Genomic DNA, 21618 nt, shown 5'->3' with positions numbered 1-21618 from the left:
CAATCAGCTGGCAAACATTGCGGAGGAACTCATGGGTACCACCATCAACTTCAAGCGTCCGGACGGCAAGGAAGCGTCAGGCTATCTCGCCAACGCCGCGCGCGGCAACGCGCCCGGGGTCGTCGTGATCCAGGAATGGTGGGGCCTGCAGGACCAGATCAAGGGAATGTGCGACCGCTTCGCGCGGGCCGGTTTCGATGCGCTGGCGCCCGATCTCTACAAGGGCAAGGTGGTGCCGTATCACGACACCGACGCGGCCGGCAAAGAGATGAACTCGCTCGACTTCATGGACGCCACCACGCAGACGGTGCGCGGCGCCGCGCAATATCTCGGCAAGAACGGCGCCAAGGTCGGCCTGACCGGCTTTTGCCTCGGCGGCGCGGTGACCATCATCGGAGCCACCAAGATCCCGGAGCTGACCGCCGGCGTGGTGTTCTACGGCATTCCGCCGGAGCAGGCGGCCAAGCCGGCGGACGTGAGAATTCCGCTCCAGGGCCATTTCGCCACCAAGGACGACTGGTGCACGCCGGCACTGGTCGATGGTTTTGAGAAGGCGATGAGGGCCGCCGGCAAATCGCTGGAGCTGTACCGCTATGACGCCGAGCACGGTTTCGGCAACGAGCAGCGCCTGTCGGTGCACGACCGCCAGTGTGCGGAACTGGCCTGGGACCGGGCGACGGACTTCTTCAAGAAGCATCTGGGATAACCCGATCGCGAAAACCACCGGCGTCGTCCCGGCGAAGGCCGGGACCCATACGCCGCGGCGGTTGTGATCAAAGCAAGCTGGTCGACGGCTTTGCCAAACTACTACGCCCTGTGGTTATGGGTCCCTGCTTTCGCAGGGACGACGGAGAACTAGTTTTCCGCCTTCACCCCGTCCCACCACGGGCAGGTGCCCGACATCAGCTTGAAATTGCCTTCCAGCACTTGCACCGGTGCGCGCTTGCCTTCTGAGGCAGCGCGCATCCGCATCTCGCGCGCGACCGCGCGGTCCTCCGGCGACAGCCAGACCCGTTCGTGGCCCCACAGGCTCGGGCCATCATGCATCTCGAACGGCGTCCAGTTCGCGGGATCGATCTCGCGGCCGCCCCAGCCGCACTCGACCATGAAGGCTGACGGCGACTTGGCGTAGAACGATGTCATCAGATCGTTGGTGTGGCGGCCGAGCGTGACGTTGACCCGGTCTTCCTTCATCGCGATGTCGTAGGCCTGACCGACATCGTCGAGCGAGAACAGCTCGACCATCAGATGATGCATGCCGTTGCTGCCGGTCTCGATCAGCGCCAGCGAGTGATGGCGCGCATTGATGTGGAAGAAATAGGCGCGGAACGGCTTTTCGATGTAGTCGCTGAGGCCGAAGCCGAGCACATCGACATAGAAGCTCATGACGGGTGCGATGTTCTCGACGGTCAGCACCGCGTGGCCGAGCCCGAGCGCGCCGGTGCGGAAGCCGGAGATCGATCGTCCCGGTCGGAACGGCGTGTCGTCGATCTCGGGGCCATGAAACGCCTCCAGACGGTTGCCGGCCGGATCCCGAAACGAGATCAGGCCGCGGACCCGCCGCGCGTCGGCAAGCGCCTGCGGCTCGGCGGTCACGGCGACACCGGCATGCTCGAGCCGCGCCGCCAGCGCGTCGAGGGCTGCTGCATCCGCCACCTCCCAGCCGAAGAACCTTGTCCCTTCGCCCTGCGCGCGGTCGATCACGATACGCTGCTTGCGGTCGTCCATCCGGAAGGCGAGCAGCGTGTTGCCGCGCTCGATCGCCTGCAGCCCGACCAGGCCGGTGCCGAACTGCCGCCAGTCGTCGAGCGCGTCGGAGCCGAAGCCGGCATATCCGAGACCCAAAATCGCCATCTGCGCCTCCACCATCTGTCTGTTTTTTGGGCGGCTGACCGGCCGCCATTTCGACAAATCCTACGCGGTTTCCGGTCCCTTCAAACCCCGAAAATGCCGTCCACGCGGGCGTCCAGGATTGGGGCAGGGGTGTCGGGCCATCCCTTGACACGGCTCGCGCCCGGTGGTGAGTAGCGGCCATGAGCACCGTTGCCAGTCCATCCCGTCGTTGGTGGCCCACCTTCTCATAGGTGGCCGGTGCGTTTTCATTTCTCAAAAACGTCGAAGGTCGCCATCGCAGTGCGACGGTCCCTTCGTTTGTCCTGTGTGGCGCTCTCTTCCCAAGTCTCGTAAGAGGATCACATGAACAGGACAGTCTTCTCCCTGCCGGCCAAGAGCGAATACCTCACCAATGGCGGCCTCGCGGTTGCGCGCGTGGTCGAGCAGTTCACCGGCGGCGCCAACCGCCTCGACGAGCTGATCGCGCTCTTGGACCGCCGCCGCGGCGTGGTGCTGTCCTCGGGCACGACGGTGCCGGGCCGCTACGAGAGCTTTGACCTCGGCTTTGCCGATCCGCCGCTGGTGCTGGAAACCACAGGCACCGATTTCTCGTTGCAGGCGCTGAACCCGCGCGGCGAGGTGCAGATCGCCTTCCTCGGCGACGTGCTGCGCGAGCCCTGTGTCGCAATCACCGAGCGCAGTGCGACCAGGCTCGCGGGCCACATCATCCGCGGCGCCGCGCCGGTCGAGGAAGACCAGCGCACCCGCCGCGCCAGCGTGATGTCGCTGGTGCGCGACATGGTGGCGGCATTCACCTCCAATGCCGATCCGCTGCTCGGGCTGTTCGGCGCCTTCGCCTATGATCTCGTGTTCCAGATCGAGGACATCGTGCAGAAGCGTGCCCGCGAGGCCGACCAGCGCGACATCGTGCTTTACGTGCCGGACCGCCTGTTGGCCTATGACCGCGCCACCGGCCGAGGCGTGGCGCTGAATTACGAGTTCTCGTGGAAGGGCAAATCCACAGCCGGCCAATCGCACGAGACCGCGCCGAGCCTTTACGCCAAGACCGGGCGTCAGGGCTTTGCCGATCACGCCCCGGGCGAATATCAGGCGACCGTTGAAGTGGCGCGCGCGGCGTTCGCCCGCGGCGATCTGTTCGAGGCGGTGCCCGGGCAGCTGTTCGCCGAGCCCTGCGACCGTTCGCCGGCGGAAGTGTTCCAGCGGCTTTGCCGCATCAACCCGTCCCCCTATGGCGCGCTGATGAATCTCGGCGACGGCGAATTCCTGGTCTCCGCATCGCCGGAGATGTTCGTGCGCTCCGACGGCCGCCGGGTCGAGACCTGCCCGATCTCGGGCACCATCGCGCGCGGCTCGGACTCGATCGGCGACGCCGAGCAGATCCGCAAGCTGTTGAACTCGGAGAAGGACGAGTTCGAGCTCAACATGTGCACCGACGTCGACCGCAACGACAAGGCGCGCGTCTGCGTGCCCGGCACCATCAAGGTGCTGGCGCGGCGGCAGATCGAGACCTACTCAAAACTGTTTCATACCGTCGACCACGTCGAGGGCATGCTGCGGCCGGGCTTCGATTCGCTCGACGCCTTCCTCACCCATGCCTGGGCCGTGACGGTGACCGGCGCGCCGAAATTGTGGGCGATGCAGTTCGTCGAGGACCATGAGCGGTCGCCGCGGCGCTGGTACGCCGGCGCGATCGGCTGCGTCAATTTCGACGGCAGCATCAACACCGGCCTCACCATCCGCACCATCCGCATGAAGGACGGTCTCGCCGAGGTGCGCGTCGGCGCCACCTGTCTGTTCGACTCGGATCCGGCCGCCGAAGACCGCGAATGCCAGGTCAAGGCCGCGGCGTTGTTCCAGGCGCTGCGCGGCGATCCGCCGAAGCCGCTGTCGGATTTCGCGCCTGACGCCACCGGCTCGGGCAAGAACGTGCTCTTGATCGATCACGACGATAGTTTTGTACACATGCTGGCCGATTACTTCCGCCAGGTCGGCGCCAACGTCACCGTGGTCCGGCACATCCATGCCCAGGACATGCTGAAGCAGCGCGGATGGGACTTGCTGGTGCTGTCGCCCGGGCCGGGTCGCCCGGAGGATTTTGGCATCGCGAAAACCATCGACACCGCGCTCGAGAAGAAGCTGCCGATCTTCGGCGTCTGCCTCGGCGTGCAGGCGATCGGCGAATATTTCGGCGGCCAGCTCGGCCAGCTCGGCCAGCCCGCGCATGGCCGGCCGTCGCGCGTCCAGGTCCGTGGCGGCAGGCTGATGCACAATCTGCCGAATGAGATCGTGATCGGCCGCTATCACTCGCTCTATGTCGAGCGCGATAGCGTGCCCGAGGTGCTGGCGGTGACCGCGACCACCGAAGACGGCGTCGCGATGGTGATCGAGCACAAGACCCTGCCGGTCGGCGGCGTGCAATTCCATCCGGAATCGCTGATGTCGCTCGGCAACGAGGTGGGCCTGCGCATTGTCGAGAATGCATTCCGGCTTAACCCGGGGGCAAATTGATTTGGACCGTCATTGCGAGCGCAGCGAAGCAATCCACGCCCCCTCCGCGGAGAGGTGGATTGCTTCGTCGCTTGCGCTCCTCGCAATGACGATGCGGAAAAAGGCGAGAGACCAATGACCTTCGACCACGACATCAAGGCGACCGTTCGCACCATCACGGACTACCCGAAGAAGGGCATCCTGTTCCGCGACATCACGACGCTGCTCGCCGATGCCCGCGCCTTCCGCCGCGCGGTCGATGAGCTGGTGCATCCCTGGGCGGGGGCGAAGGTCGACAAGGTCGCGGGCATCGAGGCGCGCGGCTTCATCCTTGGCGGCGCGGTGGCGCATCAGCTCTCCGCCGGCTTCGTGCCGATCCGCAAGAAGGGCAAGCTGCCGCACACCACGGTGCGGATCGCCTACTCGCTGGAATACGGCATCGACGAGATGGAGATGCATGCCGACGCCGTGCAGCCCGGCGAGCGCGTGATCCTGGTCGACGATCTGATTGCGACCGGCGGCACCGCGGAGGGCGCGGTGAAGCTGCTGCGCCAGATCGGCGCCAATGTGGTCGCCGCCTGCTTCATCATCGACCTGCCCGATCTCGGCGGCGCCGCCAAGCTGCGCGCGATGGACGTTCCGGTACGCACGCTGATGGCCTTCGAAGGGCACTAGCGCCAGTCTCTCCAACTCGTCGTCCCTGCGAAAGCAGGGACCCATGACCACGAATAGTGATTGTGGAACGATGCTGTGGCCCCAGCCTTCGCCAAACGCACAACTGTGGTTATGGGTCCCGGCTCGCGCTTCGCAGTCATCCCCGCAGCAGCAGCATGCTCAGCTCGAGATCGCGGAACGTGGTGTAGTTCTTCCGGATCCACTGATGCAGCTCGGTCGATGAGTCCCTCTCCTGGCGCAGATAGCCGGTGAAGGAGAAGGTCAGCCGGTCGATATAGGTCTTCAGGAACACCGGCAGCGCACGGAAGCGCAGCACCCGGCTGCCGGTCATGACCGGCGGCAGCTCGCCGCGGACCACGAACTCGTTGTCGATCACGACGAGCGCGTTCGGCGGGATCATGCCCTGCAGCGTCTGGTAGCCGTGCACCGAGGCGCGGTCGGTGTCCGCCACATACAGGATCACAGGCGAGACGCGGCGGCGCAGCGCCTCCTTCATCAGCCCGATCTGGTCGACCATTTTGAAGAATTCGTCGAAGGCGTGGTAGCCGAGGTCGATCACCTTGGCGATGCCGTCATTGACGATGACGCGGTCCATCAGCTGCATCTTGCCGTAGGTGTCGATCACGTCGGCGGTTTCGGTGATCCGCGGCAGATAGTCGAGCAGCGACGGCTCCTTCAGATTGATGTCGTAGCAGACGACGTCGCCGTTCTTGAGCAGCAGGAATTCGCCGAGCAGCCGCGCGATCAGCGTCTTGCCGACCTGCGGGCGGGGCGAGCAGATGATGTAAACGGGCGTGGACGACATCGCCCGCTATATCAGGCCAAATTTTCGTCCAATCCAGCCCCATCGCCGCCCCCCGGCGCGATTTTTTTTCGCTGCCGGGCGCGACTTTTCGCTGCCTCCGCGCGCGACTACTTTTCGCCCTTGGCCGACTTGGCGCCGACCAGGTCGGTCAGCTTGATCCGGTCGAACTCGCTCCAGACATTGGCGAGCCAGTGCCGGACATAGCCGCGCAGCACGAAGGAGTAGTTCGCGGCGTCGTCGTTGATGCCCTTGTTGGCGACGAATTTCAGGAACGGAACCGAGGAGACCTCGACCTGCTCGTAGGCCATTTCGTTGAGCTTCGGGATGGTGAGGTCCACGGCATCCTTGATGCGGTGGAAGTAGGAATTGTAGGTCGCCTGGTCCCATTGGAAGAACTGGGTGTCGTTGATGAAGTTCTTCACCAGGAAATACTTCGCGCCGCTCATGAAATTGGCGGTCTCGGCGATCTCGTCCAGCGAGGCGATCGACGGGCCGAGGATGTGGAATACGGCGAAGGTGATCTGGCCGGAGCGCGCGGCGTCGAGGAAGCCGATGTCGCGCAGCGAGGCCAGCGCGGGCGAGAGCAGGCCGGCGCGGACGTCGATCACGGTGACCGAGGAACCGGCGTTCAGCGTATCGAAGATCTTCATCTGGTCCGCGGTCGTCGTCATGTCGACGATCTCGGTGATGTCGGGGTGGAAGCGCTTCAGCGTGCCGCGCGGCGACTCGGTGTCGAACGCCCGGGTCTGCACGTTGTTGGCACTGAAATAGTCCAGGAGCGTCCGCGAGACGGTGGTCTTGCCGACCCCGCCCTTGTCAGCGCCCACCACGATCACAACCGGCTTTGCCATGGAAGTCCCTTAAAGCGCGCTCCCGACCGCGATGGCGATCGGCAAGTCCCCACACTGCTTTGGGCGCGAACATGGCAGAAACGAGGGAGAATTCAATTCCTTAAGGTGCCCATGACCGGCTTGGTGGGGATTTCCTTAATGGACTGAGTGGTCTAGGGCACGATCAGCGGTGCCGGCCCCAGGGGCCTTGAAGCGGGCCTTGAAGCGGGCCTTGCAGAGGACCCAGCGGTCCCAATGGTCCCTGTGCGGGGCTGGTGCCCGGGAGCGGCGGCGGATTGTTCGGTTGTGCAGGCGGCGTGTCGCCCCACGGGCCGTGGGTGACAGGCGGAGGCTGGTCGCCCGCCGCGGACGGCTGGTCCTGCGTTCCCGTCGCGTCCGATGTCTCATCCGGCAGCGCCAACGGTCCGGGATCGTGGCCGCCGGCGTATTTCACCAGGGCATCGACCCGGGACTTCACCGACGGATGGGTGGCAAACAGGTCGGCAAAACCCTCGCGCGGATTGTCGACGCAGAGTTCCATCACCGCCGAGGTGGCGCCCGGCAACTCGCCGCGGTTCTCGATCTTGCGCAGCGCCGAAATCATCGCATCTGGATTCTTCGTCAGCTCGACCGATCCGGCATCGGCGAGGAATTCGCGCGACCGCGACAGCGCAAGCTTGACCACTTGCGACAGCAGCCACGCCAGCACGATCAGCGCGATCGCGATGATGATGACGATGATCGCGCCGCCGCCCGAGCCCTTGCTGTCGCGGTCCGAGGATGACGACGATCGGGAGGATGACGAGGATGACCAGCCGCCACCACCGCCGCTCCACGACAGATTTGTGAACAGGCGGAAGAACAGCTCGCCGAAGAAGCCGACCACGCCGGCGATGATCACGGCGACCACCATCAGCTGCACGTCGCCGTTCTTGATATGGGTGAGCTCGTGGCCGAGCACGGCCTCGATCTCCTGGTCGTTCAGTGCCCTCAACAAGCCCGTGGTGACCGTGACGGCGTATTGCCGCGGGTTCAGCCCGGTCGCGAACGCGTTCAGCGCCGGGCTGTCCATCACCTTCAGCTTCGGCATCGGGATGCCGCGCGAGATGCAGAGGTTTTCGAGGAGATTGTAGAGCCGCGGTTGCTGCTGGCGCGTGACGCTTTCGCCGCCGGTGACGGCGTCGATCATCTTCTGGTGGAAGAAATAGGCGATCACGATCCAGGCCACCGCCGCGATCGTCGCCCATGGGAAGGCCGAGACCAGATCGCGCGAGGCATGGGTCAGATAATAATCGGCCGTGCGGCCGCTATCGATCATCACCTCCGCGACCAGCGCGCCGGCATAGACCAGCACGTAGATCAGCAGGAACAGGCCGGCGAGCAACAGCATCGAACGAAACTTGTTCGATGCGATATGCGTGTAGAGACCATAGGCGGCCATGGTGCGCGTCCGCTCTCACCGTCATTCCGGGGCGCGCGGCACGCGCGAACCCGGAATCTCGAGATGAGTGAGTGAGATGAGATTCCGGGTTCGATGCGTTGCATCGCCCCGGAATGACCGAAGGGGCGTCATCTCGAAGGAAGTAATCAGAACTTCACGCTCGGTGCCGCCTCGACCTCCGTGCGGCTGGCGCCGAGGTCGAAGAAATCCTTGCGGGTGAAGCCGAACATGCCGGCGAACAGTGCGGCCGGCATCTGCTGGATGCCGGTGTTGTATTCCTGGACCGCGTTGTTGAAGAAGCGGCGGCTCGCGGCGATCTTGTTCTCGAGATCGGAAAGCTCGGAGGCGAGCTGCTGGAAATTGGCGTTGGCCTTGAGGTCCGGGTAGGCCTCGGACAGCGCGATCAACCGGCCGAGCGCGCCGGAGAGCTGGTTCTCCGCCGCCGAGACCTGGGCCGGTCCCTGAGCAGAGATCGCCGAGTTGCGCGCCTTGATGACGTCGTCGAGCGTGCCGCGCTCATGTGCGGCATAGCCCTTCACGGTCTCGACCAGGTTCGGGATCAGATCGTGGCGCTGCTTGAGCTGTACATCGATATCGGCAAAGGCCTGGCTGACGCGCTGGCCGAGCGCGACGAGGCGGTTGTAGGCGCCGAACGCAAACAGCACGAGTAGGACGATGACGCCGATAACGATCCAGCTGGTCGACATGACAGGGCAGCTCCTGATGGACGAAACGGCGGCACCGTAGCCCAAGATCGGGGCGCAGGGCAGCCCGCCGCGAAAAGGTGGGCATGGATTGGTCGGAACAGAACCAAGATTGGTTCAACATTCGTCGTCCCGGCGAAAGCCGGGACCCATAACCACCAATCTTGATGATGAAGCAAAGCCGGCGCCGCTTGTGCCCCTTCCGCGGGCCGCGGCGTATGGGTCCCGGCCTTCGCCGGGACGACGCAAGCAGCTAAACTGCATCGCCCCAGCGCCAGCGCCGGGCGCGAGCGTAATCGGCCTTGGCGCGGCGGGGCACCTTGGCGACGACGACGCCCTCGGACGTGCAGAGCTTGGCCGCAACCTCGACCTTGCCGACATCCGGCTGCGCCAGCACGCGCGATGGCCGGTTCTCAACGCGCGCGCGGCTCAGCGCGACATAGGCGAAGCGCTCGTCCTCGAATGGGGCATCGGCGCCCTTGACCTGCTTGTGCGCGCGCGAGCGTTGCAGGCGCTGCGAGAAATGGCACCAGTCGGGCGCGACCAGCGGGCAGCCGCCGTCATGCGGGCAGGGGGCTGTGACATGCGCGCCGGCGGCGATCAATCGGGCGCGCAGCGCGATGATCCGCGCATAGCCCGCGGGCGTGCCGGGTTCGACGACCAGCAGCGTGTCGCGAGCTTTGGACCACAGCGCATCGGCCAGTGCCGCGCGCTCGGCCTCGCCGAGCTCGCCGATCATGTAGCTGGCGACGACGAGGTCGGCCGGGTCGGCCTTGTCCAGCAGGGCGCGGGCTTGGCCGAGTTGGTAGCTGGTGTCGTGCAGGCGAATGCTGCCGTGAAACAGCCCCTCGGCGAGCGTTCGCAACGCGCCGTTGGCGTCGAACAGGGTGAAGCCCTTCAGCGATGTGAACGTCTCCGCCGCCGCCCAGGTCGCAGTCCCGGGGCCGGCGCCGACGTCGAGCAGGCTCGCTGGCGCAAAATCCGGCCGGATCTCCGTCAGCGCATTGAGGCTCGCCACCACGGCCGCATAGGTCGCCGGCATCCGCGCCAGCGCGTAGGCCAGCGCATCGGTCTCGGTCCGGATTGTCCCGGAGCCACCGCCCTCGCGATAGGTCTGTGAGATCACCGCGGCGCGGCCCGCGGCATCGCTGCGCGAGCGGCCTTCGAGCCTGGCGTTGAGGGCCGCGCGCAGTTCGGCGGGGAGATCGGGTGAGGTCATGGTTCGCCGTCATCCTGAGGTGCGAGCGCTTGCGAGCCTCGAAGGATGACAATCACGAGTCGTGGCCCACCCTTCGAGACGCCGCGCGAATGCGCGGCTCCTCAGGATGACGCCTGAGTGCGTTACGCCACGTTCTGGTCGAGGATATCGACCGCACCCTGCAGGTCGACCGACACCAGCTGCGACACGCCGCGCTCGGCCATGGTGACGCCGAACAGCCGGTTCATCCGCGCCATCGTGATCGGATTGTGCGTGATGATGATGAAGCGGGTTTCGGTCGACGCCGTCATCTCGTTCAGCAGGGTGCAGAACCGTTCGACGTTGTGGTCGTCGAGCGGCGCGTCGACTTCGTCCAGCACGCAGATCGGCGACGGGTTGGTCAGGAACACCGCGAAGATCAGCGCGAGCGCTGTCAGCGCCTGCTCGCCGCCTGACAGCAGCGACAGGGTCTGCGGCTTCTTGCCGGGCGGCTTGGCGATGATCTCGAGGCCGGCCTCGAGCGGATCGTCGCTCTCGATCAGGTGCAGCGCGGCTTCGCCGCCGCCGAACAGCTCGGTGAACAGCCGCTTGAAGTGGTTGTTGACGGTCTCGAACGAGGTCAGCAGGCGCTCGCGCGCTTCGCGGTTGAGGCTCTGGATGCCCTGCCGCAGCCGCTTGATCGCCTCGACAAGGTCGTCGCGTTCGGTGGTCAGCGCGGTGTGCTGGGTCTCGACTTCCTTGAGTTCTTCCTCGGCGCGCAGATTGACCGCGCCCAAGCGCTCGCGGTCGCGGCGCAACTTTTCAAGTTCTTCCTCGACCTGCGCGACCGGCGGCAGCTCCGCGCCGGGCTCGATCTCGGCCATGCCGACGACCGCGCTCGGCTCAACCTCGAGCATGTCGTGGATTTCGCGTTCGATGTCGGCGAGGCGGCGGCGGGTGCCTTCCATGCGCTCTTCGGCGCGCGCGGTGGCTTCGCGGGAGGACGACAGCGCTTCGAGCGAGGCCTTGGCGAGGCGATCGGTTTCCGCCATCGCGGCTTCCGCGGTCGCCAGCGCATCGGCCGCGATCCTTCGATCGCCCTCGGCGTGCTCGATCTCCGTGATCAGCGCGCTGCGCTTCTCGGCGAACACTTCCGGCGCATTGGCCAGTTCCTCGCGCTCGGCCGACACCTCGGCGATGCGCTCTTCGATGGTCCCGACCTGCGAGGCGGCGCTGGTCTTGCGGCTCTGCCACTCGTTGCGTTCGGCAACGATGGCCTGCACGCGGCGGTCGGCGAGTTCGGCCTCGCGGGCGAGCGCCTGCGCCTCGGCGCGGACTTGCGCCGCGGCACGGCGCTGGTTGTCGATCTCGGCGCGAACCGCGGCGAGCTGGGCTTCGGTCTCGACGCCCGGCGGCAGTTCGGACAGCGCGGCAACTGCGTTCTCATGCGCGGCTTCGGCCTCGGCGCGGTCGGCGGCGACGCGGCTGTGCGCCTCGGTCAGCGCCGATTTGCGCGCAGAGTGGCGGTTGATCTCGCGTTCGGTCGCGGCATGGCGCTCACGCGCAGCGTCGGTCTCGCGGCGGGCGGCACGCACGGCTTCGCGCGACGCACCCTCGGCGGCGGATGCCGAGCGCAGTTCTTCTTCGGCGGTCTCCAGCGCCTGGCGCTTGGCGGCGGCATCGATGCGGGCCTGTTCAAGCTCATGCTCGATATCGACCAGGCGGGCGCGTTCGGCGAGGCGGCGGGCCGCGCCGGTCGGGGCATGCGCGTCGGCGACAAAGCCGTCCCAGCGCCAGACGTCGCCTTCGAGCGACACCAGCCGCTGGCCGGTCTTCAGCTGCGACACCAGCGCGGCGCCGCGTTCTTTGGCCACCACGCCGATCTGGGCCAGACGGCGCGCCAGTTCCGGCGGCGCCTGGACGTGATCGGCCAGCCGTTCGATTCCGTCAGGCAGCGCAGGATCGCCCGCGGCTTCCCCGACATTGGTCCAGCGCATCGGCGCAGAGGAATCCACCGGCGCGTCGAGGTCGTCGCCGAGCACGGCGCCGATCGCCTTTTCGTAGCCCTTGGCGACCGTGATGCCGTCGATGATCGGCGGCCACAGATTCTTGGTCTCGCTGGTGACGAGCTTGGAGATGGTGCGGGCTTCGGTCTCGAGCCGCTGCACGCGCTTATCGGCTTCAGCGAGCGGATTGCGGGAGGATTCCAGCGTCTGCCGTGCGGCGGCGTGATGCGCCTCGCTCTCCTGCACAGCCGCCTCGGATTCGGCGAGCGTCTGCTGCGCCATTTCCATGGCGGCGGCGAGCGCGTCGATGTCGCCGAGATTGCCGGTCTCCTGCGCGAGCTTGGTTTCTTCGGCCTGGACGTTGGCGATCTCCTGATCGAGCCGCGCCAGCCGGTCGCGATGCGTGCGCACGCCGGCTTCGAGCTGGTTGCGCTTGGCGGTGAGGTCGGCGAGCTGCGTGGTCAGCTCGGAGAACTGGCGCTCGGTCGCGGCCAGGATCTCCTCGGCCTCCGAGACGCGCTCGTCGACGCCGGAGCGCTTCTCGACCCGCGACTTGATCTCTTCCTTGAGCTCGGCGTCTTCGGTGTCGAGCCGCTGCAACGCGATGTCGGCATCGGAGGTCTGCTGCTGCTCGCGCGCGATATCCTGGGCGAACTGGGTGAGGCGGCGATCGAGCTCGCCGACGCGTTCCTTGGCGCGCTGCTCCTCGCGATCCAGCATCTCGCGCGCATTGGTCAGGCGCTGCAGGCCGGCGGCGGCGCGCGCCTCGGCGTCACGGAGCGCGGGCAATTCGGCGGCGCGGATCGCCTGGATGCGGGCGGATTCGGCCTGCTCGCGGGTGCGCTCGGCCATCTCGCGCACGGAGATGTCATGGGTGTGCGCGGCGTCGTTGACGTCGGCATTGGCCTCGATCCAGCGCAGATGGAACAGCATGGCCTCGGACTTGCGCACCTTGGCGGCGACCTCGCGGTAGCGAATCGCCTGGCGCGCCTGCTTCTTCAGACCTTCCATCTGGCCGCTGAGCTGGCCGATCACGTCCTCGACGCGGGTGAGGTTGGTTTCGGCCGCCTTCAGCCGGAGTTCCGCCTCGTGGCGGCGGGCGTGCAGGCCGGCAACGCCGGCGGCGTCTTCCAGCACGCGGCGGCGCTGCTCGGGCTTGGCTTGGATGATCTCGCCGATCTTGCCCTGGTGGACCAGCGCCGGCGAACGCGCGCCGGTGGCGGCGTCGGCGAACAGGATCTGCACGTCGCGGGCGCGCACGTCGCGGCCGTTGATGCGGTAGACCGAGCCGGCCTCGCGCTCGATGCGGCGGGAGATTTCGAGCAGCTGGCTGTCGTTCATCGCGGCCGGTGCGGAGCGATCGGAATTGTCGATCGTCATCACGACTTCGGCGTGGTTGCGCGCCGGACGGTTGCCGGAACCGGCGAAGATCACCGCATCCATGTCGGCGGCGCGCAGCGACTTGTGCGAGGTCTCGCCCATCGCCCAGCGCAGCGCTTCGACGAGATTGGATTTGCCACAGCCGTTCGGTCCGACGACGCCGGTCAGGCCCGGCTCGATCATGAAATCGGTGGGTTCAACGAACGACTTGAAACCGTGCAGGCGGAGGCGCGTGAGCTTCATGTACACAAATCTCGTTTGGCCGGGCGCGAATCTCCCTGCCGTGACAATACCATGGAAGGCAATGTCGGTGTCTGGGGTGAATAGCTGCGTGCAGCTCTCATGAGCGGCGACAATGGCGATGCTAGTGCGTCAGGGCAACCGCTTGACCAAGCTTTTCCCAAGGGATTTGCAAGGGATTTACAGGGGTTTTGCGGCCTCTGCATGTCCTCCAAGATTCGCATCGCGCGAATCAGGTTTTCAACAACCAAATAATGCGACGGCGGCATGCCGTGATCGCAAATCATCCACAATTATCGTGCCGCGACTCGAACGCGGGCATGATGACGTCAGATTCGCGGGCGCGGGATCAGCTCTTCAGCAGCGGGTCGATGTGCTTGCTGAACTCCTCGAACGAGGTCTCGCCCTTCAGCATCTCGCCATTGACGAAGAAGGTCGGCGTCGAGTTCACCTTCAGCACGTCGTTGGCGTATTTCTGGTCGGCGGCGATCTTGTCGAGCAGCGTCTGATCCTTCAGGCAGTCCTCGACCTGCTGCTGGCTGAGGCCGGCCTGCTTGCCGATCCGCGTCAGCGTCTCGGTGGTGTTCTTGACCACCCAGTCGTTCTGCTGGCGGAACAGCAGGTCGATCACCGCGAAGAATTTCGGCGCGTCGTCCTTGGCGATGCAGCGCGCCAGCATCGAGCCGGCGGCGGCCTTGATGTCGAGCGGGAATTCGCGGAACACGTAGCGGACCTTGCCGCTGTCGATGTAGGTCGACTTGATCTTCGGGAACACGGTCTCGTTGAAATTGGCACAGTGCGGGCAGGTCATCGAGGCGTATTCGATGATGGTCACCTTGGCGTCCTGCGGGCCGAGCCCCATGTCGGGCAGCGACTGCGGCTTGGCGACCTCGGCGGCGGTCTGCGCGAACGCGTCCGTGATCAGGCGCAGCGGCGACAGCCCGGCGAGGGCGGCAAGCCCGGTCAGCGAGAGAGCGGTGGTGAAAGCGCGGCGCGTGATGATCAAGGTCAGCTCCCGGATTGGCGCATTCAGGCCAGAATGAAGGGGGTCCCGAAAAGAAGCCTTCGCTAGCTTGAAACGACCATTGTGGCAATGCCGGGATCTCGCGGCCGAGCCTGCGAAAAGCGTCAATTTCGCTTGATCGAGGCACCCAGTCGGGCCAGCGCGGCGCGCAGATCATCGTCCTCGACGGCCTCAAGATTTGCCGCCTCCCGGGCCACGGCTTTGGCGTCGGGCTGGCGCGGCCGGGTCGGGGGGGCGCGGCGCGAAAGCGGCGCCTGCCGGATCGTCAGGCGGCCGACCGCGTGCCAGCCGAAGAAGCGGTTCACCCGTTCCAGGATGACGTCGGAGGAGTGCTGGATCTCCAGCGCCATCGGCCCCTCGACCCGCAGCACCAGCGTGGCCGGCTCCTGCGGTTGCCCCTCGACCGGCCGAGGCCACTGGATCTTCAGCGGCTCGCAATAGGCCGCGATCCGGTCGCCCGCGATCTCGGTCCAGCGCGTCACCAGTTCGCGTGCGGCAAAGCCCTGCTTGGCATAGGCGTCGGTGAAGACGTCGCTGAGCAGGATCGACAGGGGCTTTGCGCTGATCGGGCCGGGTCTGGGCATGGGAGGGGTTATAGCATGTTACGGAGCCGCCATCAGGCCGCGCGCGGCCGGATGGCCTTGAGATCGCGGTCGATCTCGCGACGACGTTGCATCAGGTCATAATCCATCTGTAATCCGAGAAAGAACCCCTCCGAAACGCCAAAATAGCGCGCGAGGCGCAGGTCGGTGTCGGCGGTGATGTCGCGTTTGCCGAGCACGATCTCGTTGATGCGACGGGGGGGCACATGAACGGCTCGCGCCAGTCCGTTCTGACTGAGGCCCATCGGGTTGAGGAACTCCTCGAGCAGGATTTCGCCGGGGTGGGGGTTGCGGAGCAGCCCGCTCTTAGTCGTGGTAGTCGACGATTTCGACATGTGCCGGTCCTCCTTCATCCCATACAAAGCAGATCCGCCATTGATCGTTGATGCGGATCGAATGCTGCCCCAACCGGTCGGCTCTCAGCGCCTCCAGGCGGTTGCCGGGCGGCACGCGCAGGTCACCCAATGCACGGGCTTGGTTCAGAAGACGAAGTTTCCTGAGCGCAACGTTCTGGATATCTGGCGGCAGTCTCTTGCTGCGCCGGCCCGACCAGATCAATGCTGTCTCGGGATCGGCGAAGCTCTGGATCATGTGCAGACTATAACGCGTCGCGTTACAGTCTGCAATGAATAGCGCGGCGGTGTCTGAGCCCCGAGGAGAAACGTGTCCCTGTCACGAGCGACCAAGCAAAGACCGTTGCGAGAAGCCGCCGACCGCCCGGCACGTCTGCTCGCCTGGTACGACCGGCATCGCCGGCGGCTGCCGTGGCGTGCAGAGGCGGGGGAGCGGGCCGATCCGTACCGCGTGTGGCTGTCCGAGATCATGCTGCAGCAGACCACGGTCAGGGCGGTCGGACCTTATTTTGAGAAATTCCTGTCGCGCTGGCCCGACGTGACCGCGCTCGGCCGCGCCTCGCTCGACGATGTCCTCAGGATGTGGGCCGGGCTCGGCTATTATTCGCGGGCGCGCAACCTGCATGCCTGCGCGGTTGCGGTGCTGAATGACCATGGCGGAGTGTTTCCGGATACCGAGGAGGGGCTGCGCGCGCTGCCCGGAATCGGGCCCTATACCGCGGCGGCGATCGCCGCGATCGCGTTCGACCGCCGCACCATGCCGGTCGACGGCAACATCGAGCGCGTGGTCACCCGGCTCTACGCCATCGAGGCGGCGCTGCCACTTGCCAAGCCGCTGATCAAGGAGATGGCGGCGACATTGCTCGCCCCGTCCCGCGCCGGCGACGAGAACTCTCGCGCCGGCGATAGCGCGCAGGCGCTGATGGATCTCGGCGCCACCATCTGCACGCCGAAGAAGCCGGCTTGCGCATTGTGTCCGCTGAATGACGATTGCGCAGGCCGCGCCCGCGGCGACCAGGAGATGTTTCCGCACAAGGCACCGAAGAAGAGCGGCACGTTGCGCCGCGGCGCCGCCTTTGTGGTGACGCGCGGCGGCGAGCTGCTGGTGCGTTCGCGCCCGGAAAAGGGCCTGCTCGGCGGCATGACCGAGGTGCCGGGATCGCAGTGGCTTGCCGGGCAGGCGGATGCCGCCGCACTGGCGCAGGCGCCGGAGCTCAAGGGCGTCACGCGCTGGCACCGCAAGATGGGCGTGGTCACCCATGTGTTCACGCACTTTCCGCTCGAGCTCGTGGTCTACACGGCCAGTGTTCCGCCGCGGACCCGCGCGCCGGACGGCATGCGCTGGGTGCCGGTGGCGACGCTGGACGGCGAGGCGTTTCCCAACGTGATGCGCAAGGCCATCGCGCACGGGCTGGATCTCTAGCGGGAGGCGACCTGCTGACACCATGCTGGCAGCAGGTCTCGGCTACGACGTCCAAAACGGAGGCCGCCATGATCGCAACCGCACTCGACCGCATTCCGATGCCGCCAGTCGCCAAGCTGCTGGGATGGCACGTGGCTGACGCACGTCCGCAGGACGGCTGGATCAGGATCGTGTTCGACGGCAAGCAGGATTTCTGCAATCCGGCCGGCTTCATCCAGGGCGGCATGCTGTCGGCGATGCTCGACGACACGATGGGCCCGGCGGTGTTCATCATGACCGAGGGCAGGCTCTTCACCACGACCATCACGATGAACGTGAACTTCCTCGCGCCTGCCAAGCCAGGACCGATCACCGGCGAGGCGACCGTCACGCAACTCGGCAAGACCATCGCCTTCGTCGAGGGCCGGCTGACCGCCGCGGATGGCTCTTTGCTCGCCACCGCGAGCAGCAGCATCCGCCTGGTGGAAGCGTCGCGGGCGCTGCGCTAGGGCGGCGCGCGCGCTATAGCAAACCCGTCATGCTGAGGTGCGAGCGGAGCGAGCCTCGAAGCATGCACGGCCACCAGCGCGGGCCGTGCACCCTTCGAGACGCCGTTTCGCGGTTCCTCAGGGTGACGGAATCATAGAGCGGCGCTTTGATGCACGCAGCACTTAGGCTCCCGCCCGCTGCACGATCGGCGGCTTGGCGTTCAGCCCCTCGACCTGGAAGCCGGCGACGCGCTTGTAGTTGGCGGCGATGTCTTCCAGCTCCTGCTGCGACAACACCTCGGTGACGACGCCAAAGCCGTCGGGTGCGCGCTCCTCGACGAGTTGCATCACCTGTTCCGGGCCGTTGCGGCGGTTCAGCATCACGAGATCGGTCGTCGCCGGGCGCCGCTCGGCCTCATAGGCCGATAGCGCCGCCTGCGTCGGGCCATGCGCCAAAATCTCGCGCGTCAGCGTGCGCGCATCGAGGATCGCCTGCGAGGCGCCGTTGGAGCCGATCGGGTACATCGGGTGCGCGGCGTCGCCCATCAGCGTGACGCGGCCGAAGGTCCATTGCGGGATCGGGTCGCGATCGACCAGCGGATATTCGTAGGCGTGCGGACAGTTCCGGATCAGGCCGGGCACGTCGAGCCAGTCGAAATTCCAGCTCTCGAACCACGGCAGGAACTCGTCGAGTTTTGCCGTGCGGTTATAGTCCTCGCGGCGCCACTGATAGGTCGGCGGCATGTGGCGCTCGGCGACCCAGTTGATGTCGAACTTGCCGTCGGGGCCGGCCGCCTTCGAGATCGGATAGCAGACGAATTTCAGGATCTCGTGGCCGGCCATGATCATGGTGCGGCCGGTCAGGAAGGCATTGCCGCGGGTGATGCCGCGCCACAGGATGCGGCCGTTCCAGATCGGCGGCCCTTCCTGCGGATAGAGCTTCTCGCGCACCGCCGAATGGATGCCGTCGGCGGCGATCAGCACCGCGCCGTCGTAGCTGCCGGCGGGCTTGCCGGTCGCCTTGTCGATGAAGTCGGCGCGGACGCCGTCGGCGGTCTCGGTCCAGCCGGTGAGATGATGGCTGGTCAGGATGTTCTCTGGCCCCAGCCGTTCGGTCGCGGCATCGAGCAGCAGCTGCTGCAACCGGCCGCGATGGATCGAGAACTGCGGCCACTTATAGCCGGCCTCGAGCCCGCGCGGCTCGCTCCAGATCGGCTTGCCGTGCTTGGAGAAATAGGCGAGCTCGCGGGTCCGCACGGCCGATGCGTCGAGCACATCGTGCAGGCCGAGCTCGATCAATTCGCGCACCGCATGCGGCAGCACGTTGATGCCGACGCCGAGTGGCCGCAATTCGGGCACGCTCTCGAAGACGCGGCAGGGCACGCCGATCTGGTGCAGGCTGAGCGCCAGCGTCAGCCCGCCAATTCCGCCACCTGCAATGAGCACAGTCATGAAAAGCCCTCTCGATTGGCCATGGTCATCGCATGGCGGCACCGCCGCGGGCAAGGTCCGCGGCACCGCGCGGGGTGGACGGCAAGGGGTGCTGCCGCTAACGTCCGCCGCATCTCAAAACAAGCCAGGCCGGGTTCGCACCGAACCGACAAGGCCCGCAGAGGACAACGACATGCTCAAGCTCTATACCGCCCCCGGCACCTGCGCGCTCGCGTCCCACATCGCACTGGCCGAGGCCGGCGCGCCCTATTCGGTCGAGCGGCTCGATTTCAAGATCAACCAGCAGAACAGCCCGGAGTATCTGAAGATCAATCCGAAGGGCCGCGTTCCGGCGCTGGTGACCGACCACGGCGTGCTCACCGAGACGCCGGCGATGCTGGCCTACATCGCGCAGACCTATCCGCAGGCGAAGCTCGCGCCGCTCGACGACGCCTTCGCATTCGCCAGGCTGCAGGCCTTCAATTCCTACCTCTGCTCGACGGTGCATGTCTGCCACGCCCACAAGATGCGCGGCGCGCGCTGGGCGACCCAGGAGACGTCGTTCGCCGACATGAAGTCGATGGTCCCGAAGACCATGGGCGCCTGCTTCAACCTGATCGAGCGCGACATGCTGAAGGGCCCGTGGGTGATGGGCGACAGCTACACGGTCGGCGACGCCTATCTCTACACGCTCACCCTCTGGCTCGATGGCGACGGGGTCGACATTGCGACCCTGCCCAAGGTGAAGGCGCATCGTGCCGCGATGGAGCAGCGGCCGGCGGTGCAGAAGGTGTTGGCCGAGCAGAGGGTGTAAGCGCGAGAAATTCGGTGTCGTCCCGGGCAAGCGCAGCGCGACCCGGGACCCATAACCGCGAATGATCGTTGTTGCGCGACGCTGGGGCCGCAGCGCGCTCTCACAACGCAACCCTGTGGTTATGGGTCCCGGCCTTCGCCGGGACGACATGTGGAGCGTGCCGTCACACCTTCCGCGTCTCGAGCTCTCGTCCGGTCTCCAGCATCAGCCGGCGCAGCCAGATCGAACCGGGATCCATCTGCGCCCGGGTCGGATAGAACATGTGCTGCTCGTCGATTCCGGGATCGAGCGGTGGCGTCACCGTCACCAGCGATAATTGCTTCGACAGCGCGGAGATCAGCCGGCGCGGCACGAAGGCGACGAGGTCGGTCCGCGCGGTGACGTGCAGCGCCTCGATATAGCCCGGCACCACCAGCGCGATCCGCCGCTGGATGCCCTTGGCGCGCAGCCAGGTGTCGATCAGATCCTCGTTGTGGCCGCGGATGATCACGGCGACATGCCGCGCGGCGAGGAACGCCTCGCGCTTCTTCAATTTGATGCCGGCGGGGTGACCGCGCCGCACAGCGAGCGCATCGATGTCGGTGTAGAGCCGCTGGCGGTGAAATCCCTTGAAGGAGTTGCCGATCGAGATCACGAGATCGATGGTGCGGGCGAAGTCGGGCGTGAAGATCGGGGAGCTCCGCCACGGCACCACGTCGATGGTGACGTTCGGCGCCAGCTGCGTCACCTTCTCCATCAGCCGCGGCATCAGCAGCTCGACCGCGAGGTCGGGCATCATCAGGCGGAAATGCCGCTCGCTGCGCGCGGGGTCGAAATCATCGGAGACGAATAGCGTGCGTACCTGGTCGAGCGCCTGCGCGAGCGGTGAACGCAGCGCCTGCGCCCGCGGCGTCAGCTCCATCCGCGCGCCGTTGCGCACCAGCAGCGGATCGCCGATCAGGTCGCGCAGCCGCTGCAATGCGTGGCTGGTCGCGGGCTGCGACAGATTGAGCCGCATCGCGGCGCGGCTGACATTGGCATCGCGCAGCAGGGCATCGAGTGCGACCAGCAGGTTGAGGTCAAGCGAATTCAAATTCATCAGGTGAATATATATCATACCACCTATCGATTGGAAGAATGTGCGTCAGGGCCGCATGATCGGGAGGCAAGGCGTTCTCACGCGAAGCGAATAGCGCTTCGCGTGAGGAAATGCCTGAAATCAGAGCCAACCCATCACAAGGAGACACGCCATGAGCGCAGCCGACAACAAGAAACTGGTGCAGGAAATATTCGCGATCGCAGGCGATCCCGATCCCGCGGTGCGCGAGAAATCGCTGCTGGTGGCCAATCTCGCCGACGACGCGATCTGGACCGTGACCGGGCAATATTCCTGGTCGCGCACCTTTACCGGCAAGCAATCGATCATGAACGACCTGCACGGCCACGTCCGCTCCAGGCTGGTGGAGCGCGGCCGCACCATCGCCCATCGATTCATCGCCGACGGCGACATCGTCGCGGTCGAGGCCAAGGGCAACAACCTCACCAAGGAAGGCCAGCGCTACGACAACGATTATTGCCTGGTGTTTCGCTTCGACGGCGGCCGGATCAAGGAAATCCGGGAATATTGCGACTCAGTGCTGACCGAGAAGGCGCTCGGTCCGTTTCCGGCGGCCGCGGTTCGCGCGGCGGGTTAGGTGCTTGGTTGCCGGGCTCGCGGCGGCGCCCGCCTGGATCAGGCAGTGGCGTGAGAACCGGCGCGCATGGCGGCAGCTTGCAGCCATGAGTGAACGCGAGCTGCAGGATATGGGGATCTGCCGCGCCGACGTCGTCGACCACGGCCGGTATGACAAGGGCAGGCCGTACTGGCCGCCGTGAGATCGAAAGGATCGCCGCATGCAGGGTGGGCAGGGCGCCATGCGTCCTTGC

The 21618-nt window shown here is 66.0% G+C and carries 21 protein-coding genes; 8 read left to right on the top strand and 13 right to left on the bottom strand.

What is annotated here, in order from left to right; genetic code table 11:
• Positions 1-31: 31 nt before the first annotated feature.
• A complete protein-coding gene (locus tag ACVIGB_RS21735; protein WP_456721108.1) occupies positions 32-706 on the top strand; it encodes a dienelactone hydrolase family protein in 675 nt (224 codons plus the stop codon).
• A gap of 149 nt (positions 707-855) precedes the next feature.
• Here the strand turns inward: ACVIGB_RS21735 and ACVIGB_RS21730 are convergent, their stop codons facing one another.
• Positions 856-1854, bottom strand: coding sequence for a VOC family protein (locus tag ACVIGB_RS21730; RefSeq protein ID WP_456721109.1), 999 nt, complete (start codon positions 1852-1854; stop codon positions 856-858).
• Between the two features lie 342 nt (positions 1855-2196).
• Here ACVIGB_RS21730 and ACVIGB_RS21725 point away from each other — a divergent pair, with 342 nt between their 5' ends.
• Both ACVIGB_RS21725 and ACVIGB_RS21720 read left to right on the top strand, forming a co-directional pair.
• The gene (locus tag ACVIGB_RS21725; RefSeq protein ID WP_456721110.1) at positions 2197-4362 is read left to right on the top strand and encodes an anthranilate synthase component I; all 2166 of its coding nucleotides are present in this window, start codon (positions 2197-2199) and stop codon (positions 4360-4362) included.
• Between the two features lie 114 nt (positions 4363-4476).
• Entirely contained in the window at positions 4477-5016 is a 540-nt protein-coding gene (locus tag ACVIGB_RS21720; RefSeq protein ID WP_092124551.1) for an adenine phosphoribosyltransferase, read from the top strand.
• Positions 5017-5152: 136 nt separating this feature from the next.
• Here the strand turns inward: ACVIGB_RS21720 and ACVIGB_RS21715 are convergent, their stop codons facing one another.
• The 10 genes from ACVIGB_RS21715 to ACVIGB_RS21670 all read right to left on the bottom strand — a co-directional run bounded on the left by ACVIGB_RS21715 (position 5153) and on the right by ACVIGB_RS21670 (position 15816).
• Entirely contained in the window at positions 5153-5821 is a 669-nt protein-coding gene (locus ACVIGB_RS21715; RefSeq protein WP_092124552.1) for a P-loop NTPase family protein, read from the bottom strand.
• A 107-nt stretch (positions 5822-5928) separates the two neighbouring features.
• The gene (locus tag ACVIGB_RS21710) at positions 5929-6672 is read right to left on the bottom strand and encodes a P-loop NTPase family protein (RefSeq protein WP_166214394.1); all 744 of its coding nucleotides are present in this window, start codon (positions 6670-6672) and stop codon (positions 5929-5931) included.
• Positions 6673-6835: 163 nt separating this feature from the next.
• A complete protein-coding gene (locus ACVIGB_RS21705) occupies positions 6836-8092 on the bottom strand; it encodes a M48 family metallopeptidase (protein ID WP_456721111.1) in 1257 nt (418 codons plus the stop codon).
• Between the two features lie 146 nt (positions 8093-8238).
• Positions 8239-8799, bottom strand: a complete 561-nt coding sequence (locus tag ACVIGB_RS21700; protein WP_092124555.1) for a LemA family protein — start codon at positions 8797-8799, stop codon at positions 8239-8241.
• 250 nt (positions 8800-9049) lie between these two features.
• On the bottom strand, positions 9050-10015 hold the full coding sequence (locus ACVIGB_RS21695; protein WP_456721112.1) for a small ribosomal subunit Rsm22 family protein: 966 nt from the start codon (positions 10013-10015) through the stop codon (positions 9050-9052).
• A 122-nt stretch (positions 10016-10137) separates the two neighbouring features.
• On the bottom strand, positions 10138-13602 hold the full coding sequence (gene smc / locus ACVIGB_RS21690) for a chromosome segregation protein SMC (RefSeq protein ID WP_456721113.1): 3465 nt from the start codon (positions 13600-13602) through the stop codon (positions 10138-10140).
• A 346-nt stretch (positions 13603-13948) separates the two neighbouring features.
• On the bottom strand, positions 13949-14605 hold the full coding sequence (locus tag ACVIGB_RS21685) for a DsbA family protein (RefSeq protein ID WP_050403998.1): 657 nt from the start codon (positions 14603-14605) through the stop codon (positions 13949-13951).
• 122 nt (positions 14606-14727) lie between these two features.
• Positions 14728-15207 (bottom strand): DUF721 domain-containing protein, encoded by a 480-nt coding sequence (locus tag ACVIGB_RS21680; protein ID WP_456721114.1) that lies wholly within the window; start codon positions 15205-15207, stop codon positions 14728-14730.
• A gap of 32 nt (positions 15208-15239) precedes the next feature.
• Positions 15240-15560 carry a HigA family addiction module antitoxin gene (locus ACVIGB_RS21675; protein WP_229164846.1) on the bottom strand — a complete coding sequence of 107 codons (321 nt, stop codon included), beginning with the start codon at positions 15558-15560 and terminating at the stop codon, positions 15240-15242.
• A complete protein-coding gene (locus ACVIGB_RS21670; protein WP_456721115.1) occupies positions 15532-15816 on the bottom strand; it encodes a type II toxin-antitoxin system RelE/ParE family toxin in 285 nt (94 codons plus the stop codon). The genes ACVIGB_RS21675 and ACVIGB_RS21670 overlap by 29 nt, the downstream gene beginning before the upstream one ends.
• A 78-nt stretch (positions 15817-15894) precedes the next feature.
• On the opposite strand from ACVIGB_RS21670, the gene mutY reads away from it, so the two are divergent.
• The gene (mutY, locus tag ACVIGB_RS21665) at positions 15895-17001 is read left to right on the top strand and encodes an A/G-specific adenine glycosylase (protein ID WP_456725106.1); all 1107 of its coding nucleotides are present in this window, start codon (positions 15895-15897) and stop codon (positions 16999-17001) included.
• A 68-nt stretch (positions 17002-17069) separates the two neighbouring features.
• Positions 17070-17489 carry a PaaI family thioesterase gene (locus ACVIGB_RS21660; protein WP_092124561.1) on the top strand — a complete coding sequence of 140 codons (420 nt, stop codon included), beginning with the start codon at positions 17070-17072 and terminating at the stop codon, positions 17487-17489.
• Positions 17490-17651: 162 nt separating this feature from the next.
• Here the strand turns inward: ACVIGB_RS21660 and ACVIGB_RS21655 are convergent, their stop codons facing one another.
• Complete coding sequence (locus tag ACVIGB_RS21655; protein ID WP_456721116.1) at positions 17652-18920, bottom strand: flavin-dependent oxidoreductase; 1269 nt, start codon at positions 18918-18920, stop codon at positions 17652-17654.
• A 172-nt stretch (positions 18921-19092) separates the two neighbouring features.
• Between ACVIGB_RS21655 and ACVIGB_RS21650 the strand changes: the two genes are divergently transcribed.
• Complete coding sequence (locus ACVIGB_RS21650; RefSeq protein ID WP_456725107.1) at positions 19093-19713, top strand: glutathione S-transferase family protein; 621 nt, start codon at positions 19093-19095, stop codon at positions 19711-19713.
• A gap of 163 nt (positions 19714-19876) precedes the next feature.
• On the opposite strand, the gene ACVIGB_RS21645 is transcribed toward ACVIGB_RS21650, so the two are convergent.
• Positions 19877-20791, bottom strand: coding sequence for a LysR family transcriptional regulator (locus ACVIGB_RS21645; RefSeq protein WP_092124564.1), 915 nt, complete (start codon positions 20789-20791; stop codon positions 19877-19879).
• Positions 20792-20942: 151 nt separating this feature from the next.
• Between ACVIGB_RS21645 and ACVIGB_RS21640 the strand changes: the two genes are divergently transcribed.
• Positions 20943-21386 (top strand): nuclear transport factor 2 family protein, encoded by a 444-nt coding sequence (locus ACVIGB_RS21640; RefSeq protein ID WP_092124565.1) that lies wholly within the window; start codon positions 20943-20945, stop codon positions 21384-21386.
• A gap of 4 nt (positions 21387-21390) precedes the next feature.
• Positions 21391-21567 (top strand): DUF1127 domain-containing protein, encoded by a 177-nt coding sequence (locus ACVIGB_RS21635; protein ID WP_456721117.1) that lies wholly within the window; start codon positions 21391-21393, stop codon positions 21565-21567.
• The last annotated feature ends 51 nt before the right edge of the window (positions 21568-21618 follow it).

Source organism: Bradyrhizobium sp. USDA 4341 (assembly GCF_054063755.1).
Note: the sequence above shows the minus strand (reverse complement) of the source record. Positions and strands in the feature narration are given on the sequence as shown.

What these genes read in the sequence shown, in the direction of transcription:
- ACVIGB_RS21735 (WP_456721108.1), top strand. Translation starts at nt 32, where the DNA reads ATGGGTACCACCATCAACTTCAAGCGTCCGGACGGCAAGGAAGCGTCA.
- ACVIGB_RS21730 (WP_456721109.1), bottom strand. Translation starts at nt 1,854, where the DNA reads ATGGCGATTTTGGGTCTCGGATATGCCGGCTTCGGCTCCGACGCGCTC.
- ACVIGB_RS21725 (WP_456721110.1), top strand. Translation starts at nt 2,197, where the DNA reads ATGAACAGGACAGTCTTCTCCCTGCCGGCCAAGAGCGAATACCTCACC.
- ACVIGB_RS21720 (WP_092124551.1), top strand. Translation starts at nt 4,477, where the DNA reads ATGACCTTCGACCACGACATCAAGGCGACCGTTCGCACCATCACGGAC.
- ACVIGB_RS21715 (WP_092124552.1), bottom strand. Translation starts at nt 5,821, where the DNA reads ATGTCGTCCACGCCCGTTTACATCATCTGCTCGCCCCGCCCGCAGGTC.
- ACVIGB_RS21710 (WP_166214394.1), bottom strand. Translation starts at nt 6,672, where the DNA reads ATGGCAAAGCCGGTTGTGATCGTGGTGGGCGCTGACAAGGGCGGGGTC.
- ACVIGB_RS21705 (WP_456721111.1), bottom strand. Translation starts at nt 8,092, where the DNA reads ATGGCCGCCTATGGTCTCTACACGCATATCGCATCGAACAAGTTTCGT.
- ACVIGB_RS21700 (WP_092124555.1), bottom strand. Translation starts at nt 8,799, where the DNA reads ATGTCGACCAGCTGGATCGTTATCGGCGTCATCGTCCTACTCGTGCTG.
- ACVIGB_RS21695 (WP_456721112.1), bottom strand. Translation starts at nt 10,015, where the DNA reads ATGACCTCACCCGATCTCCCCGCCGAACTGCGCGCGGCCCTCAACGCC.
- smc (WP_456721113.1), bottom strand. Translation starts at nt 13,602, where the DNA reads ATGAAGCTCACGCGCCTCCGCCTGCACGGTTTCAAGTCGTTCGTTGAA.
- ACVIGB_RS21680 (WP_456721114.1), bottom strand. Translation starts at nt 15,207, where the DNA reads ATGCCCAGACCCGGCCCGATCAGCGCAAAGCCCCTGTCGATCCTGCTC.
- ACVIGB_RS21675 (WP_229164846.1), bottom strand. Translation starts at nt 15,560, where the DNA reads ATGTCGAAATCGTCGACTACCACGACTAAGAGCGGGCTGCTCCGCAAC.
- ACVIGB_RS21670 (WP_456721115.1), bottom strand. Translation starts at nt 15,816, where the DNA reads ATGATCCAGAGCTTCGCCGATCCCGAGACAGCATTGATCTGGTCGGGC.
- ACVIGB_RS21660 (WP_092124561.1), top strand. Translation starts at nt 17,070, where the DNA reads ATGATCGCAACCGCACTCGACCGCATTCCGATGCCGCCAGTCGCCAAG.
- ACVIGB_RS21655 (WP_456721116.1), bottom strand. Translation starts at nt 18,920, where the DNA reads ATGACTGTGCTCATTGCAGGTGGCGGAATTGGCGGGCTGACGCTGGCG.
- ACVIGB_RS21650 (WP_456725107.1), top strand. Translation starts at nt 19,093, where the DNA reads ATGCTCAAGCTCTATACCGCCCCCGGCACCTGCGCGCTCGCGTCCCAC.
- ACVIGB_RS21645 (WP_092124564.1), bottom strand. Translation starts at nt 20,791, where the DNA reads ATGAATTTGAATTCGCTTGACCTCAACCTGCTGGTCGCACTCGATGCC.
- ACVIGB_RS21640 (WP_092124565.1), top strand. Translation starts at nt 20,943, where the DNA reads ATGAGCGCAGCCGACAACAAGAAACTGGTGCAGGAAATATTCGCGATC.